Below are 3442 nucleotides of genomic sequence, written 5' to 3' on the forward strand. Positions count from 1 at the left end.
GCGGGGGACGGCGGGCACGGGAAGGCCGCCGGTGAGCGGGACACGCCGCCGACCCCCGGTTCACCGGCACCGGCACCGGTCGCCGGTGACCACTGGGCGGCCCGAGCCGTCGAGCACGCCGCGGCGCTCGGCCTGGAGACGGCACTGGTCGTGCGCCCCGGCGCCCTCCCCCCGGCCCGGGCGCTGGAGGCCTCCTCCCGCTGGGTGGCCTCCCTGCCCCCGGGGGTCGGGGTCGGGCTGGGCGGTGCCGGGTTGGCGGAGGCCGTGCACCGACAGCCGGTGGACGGCGGGGACGAGCGTTCCCCCGCCGACGCGCCACCGGCCCCCGTCGAGACGTCGCCTCCTCCCGCGCCCCCGGCCCGCGGGACCGACGCCGGGATCCTGGCCTCGGTCGTCGCCGTCCTGGCCGACCTCACCGAACAACCGGTCACCCCGGAGGCGAGCCCCGGATCCCTGGGCGCCACCTCCCTGACCCTGGTCCTGGCCCACCGCCGACTGCGCGAGTCCATCGCCCCCGGCCTCGCCCTGGCGGACGTCTTCCGCCACCCGACGGTCGGCTCCCTGGCCGAGCACATCACCGCCCTGACCCGTCCCGGGCCGGGTGCGTCGCCGTCCGCCCGCCACCACGGCATCCCACCCGTCCGCCGTTCCGCCCCGCGTCGCGGGGACCGGGCCGCCGCCCGCGCCCGAGCCGAGGAGACCGCACGATGACGGCCCCCACCCCGCCGCCCGGTCGGTTCCCGGCGGAGCCCGCCGGTGATGCCGACGACGCCCGCACCGAGGGCCTGATCGCCGTCACCGCGCTGGAGTGCCGCTTCCCCGGCGCCCCCGACACCGCCGCCCTGTGGGACCTGATCGTCTCCGGACGCAGCGGCCTGACCCGACACGGGGACACGGCGGAATCGGCGAACGGCGCCCCCGGTGGCACGCCCGGGAACCCGGCCCGGGTACCGGTCAGCGGACTCATCGAGGGGCAGGACCTCTTCGATCCGGAGCCCTTCGGCCTGACCGACGCCGAGGCCGCGTTGATGGATCCCCAGCAACGGCTCTTCCTGGAGGTGTGCGCCCGCGCCCTGGAGACCTCCGGGCACGCCCGGGGAGCCGGTGCGGGCGCCGTCGGTGTCTTCGCGGGCGCCTCCCACAGCGACTACCTCACCCACAACCTGGGCGACCGGTACGCCGCCGCGGACCGGGACCCCGTCGGCAGCCTCCAGGCGGCGATGGCCGGCGTGGCCGACTACCTGCCGCTGCACGCGGCGCACCGCCTGGGGCTGACCGGCCCGGCCGTCTGCGTCGGCACGACCTGCTCCACCTCGTTGGTGGCCGTGCACCTGGCGGTCCAGTCCCTGTTGGCGCAGGAGTGCGACACCGCCCTGGCGGGCGGTTCCTCGCTGATCGTGCCGCAGGGCCGCGGGTACCTGCACGTGCCCGACGGCATCTTCTCGGCGGACGGGCACGTGCGGACGTTCTCCGCCGAGGGCACCGGCATCGTGCACACCCAGGGCGTGGGCGTCACCGTGCTGCGCCGACTGGAGGACGCCCTCGCCGACGGCGACCCGATCCTGGCCGTGATCCACGGCTCGGCGATCGGCAACGACGGCGCCGATCGGACGGGCTTCACGGCACCGTCGCCGCGCGGTCAGGCCCGGGTGATCTCCGAGGCGCTCGGGGTCGCCGGGATCGAACCCCGATCGATCGGTTACCTGGAGGCACACGGCACCGCGACCCGCCTCGGTGACGTGGTCGAGGTGGCCGCGCTGCGCCGGGTGTTCGGCGCCGGCGGTCCGGTCCGGTGCGCCCTCGGCTCGGCCAAGGCGAACATCGGCCACGCCAACTCCGCCGCCGGGATCGCCGGTTTCGCCCGGGCGGTGCTGGCGGTGCACCACGCGGTGCTGCCGCCCGCCCTCGACGCCTTTCCCCTCAATCCCGATCTGGAGTTGGAGGACTCGCCGTTCCGGGTTCCCGACCGGGCGACCGCGTGGGAGGGGGAACGGTACGCGGGCGTCAGCTCCTTCGGCATCGGCGGCACCAACTGCCACGTGGTGCTCGGCGCCGCGCCGGAGCGCCCGGAGCCGACCCCCGACCCCCGGCCGCACCTGGCGCTGGTCTCCGCCCACCGGGACGACGCCCTCGCCGGTCTGCTGACCGGCGTCGCAGCAGTGGTGGGCGCGGCGACCGACGGCCCTCCCGCCGACGCCCCCGCTCCCGCCCCGGCCGATGTCGCCTACACCCTGCACGCCGGCCGCACGGCCCTGCCCCATCGGGCCGCGGCCGTCCTCACCGGCGATCCGGCCGCGGACGCCCGGGCGGTGGCGACCGCCGCCCGACGTGCCGCTCCCGCCGCCCGCCCCCGACTCGTCCTCGCCTTCCCCGGCGGGGGAGCGCAGTACGCCGGAATGGCGCACGACCTGCTGGGGGAGCCGGCCTTCGCCGCCACCGTGGACCGGTACGCGGAACTCTTCGGCACGACGGACCGGGATCGCGCCGTCCCCGGCGACGGGCCCGACCTGCGGGCCCTGTTGACCGCCGCCCCCGGTGACGAACGCGCCGGTCGCCTGCTGCGCGATCCCGCCCACGGCCTGCCCGCCCTGTTCACCGTCTGCGTGGCGGTGGCGAACACCCTGCGCGCCGGCGGCCTGGAACCGGACGCCGTGGTCGGCCACAGTCTCGGCGAGTACGCCGCCGCGGTGGTGGCCGGGGCGCTCTCCCCGGAGGACGCCGTCTCCCTCGTGGCGGTTCGTTCCCGGGCCATGTCCCGGACGGCCGGCGGCGGCGCGATGCTCGCGGTGACGCTCCCGGAGCCCCGGGTTCGGGAGCTGTTGCGTCGTCATGTCGACATCGATCTGGCGGTGGTCAACGGCCCGGAGGCGTGCGTGGTCTCGGGCCCCGCCCCGGCCGTGGCCGCCCTGGAGACGGAGCTGTCCACCGAGGGGGTGCGCGTCAGCCGCCTCCTCCTGGACGCCGCGGCCCACTCCCGCCTGGTGGATCCCGCGCTGGAGGAACTGCGGACCGTGGCGGAGAAGGTCGTGGCACGGCCGCCGCGCGTGCCGCTGGCCACCACGCTCACCGGGCGGTGGCTGGAAACGGCGCCGGACGCCGAACACTGGGTGTCGCACCTGCGGTCCACCGTGCGGTTCGCCGACGCGCTCGCCACCGCCGTGGGCCCGGGACCGACCGCCCTGCTGCAGGCCGGCCCCGGCCACGGCCTGCTCCAACTCGCCCGCGCCCGGCACGCCGAACGCCTGGCCTGCGCGGTCACCTCCATGCCCCCGCCCACCGAACCGGGAACCGGTCGGTCCGCACTGCTCGCCGCGTACGGCGAACTGTGGACGCACGGCGTCGGTACGCCGGAGGTCGCGGCCCTGCACCGGCCGGGCAGGCGCCGGGTGGTGCTGCCGGCGGCCCCCTCCCGGCGTCGCCGGCTGTGGATCGACCCGCCCCC

The 3442-nt window shown here is 77.3% G+C and carries 2 protein-coding genes; both read left to right on the forward strand.

What is annotated here, in order from left to right:
- The coding region (locus FOE67_RS20240; RefSeq protein WP_182666268.1) for an acyl carrier protein at window positions 1-711 on the forward strand (711 nt) is incomplete at its 5' end.
- A partial coding sequence (locus tag FOE67_RS20245; RefSeq protein WP_182666269.1) for a type I polyketide synthase occupies window positions 708-3442 on the forward strand: 2735 nt, incomplete at its 3' end. The genes FOE67_RS20240 and FOE67_RS20245, both read left to right, overlap by 4 nt.

It is taken from the genome of Streptomyces calidiresistens (assembly GCF_014141525.1).
Lineage (GTDB): Bacteria > Actinomycetota > Actinomycetes > Streptomycetales > Streptomycetaceae > Streptomyces > Streptomyces calidiresistens.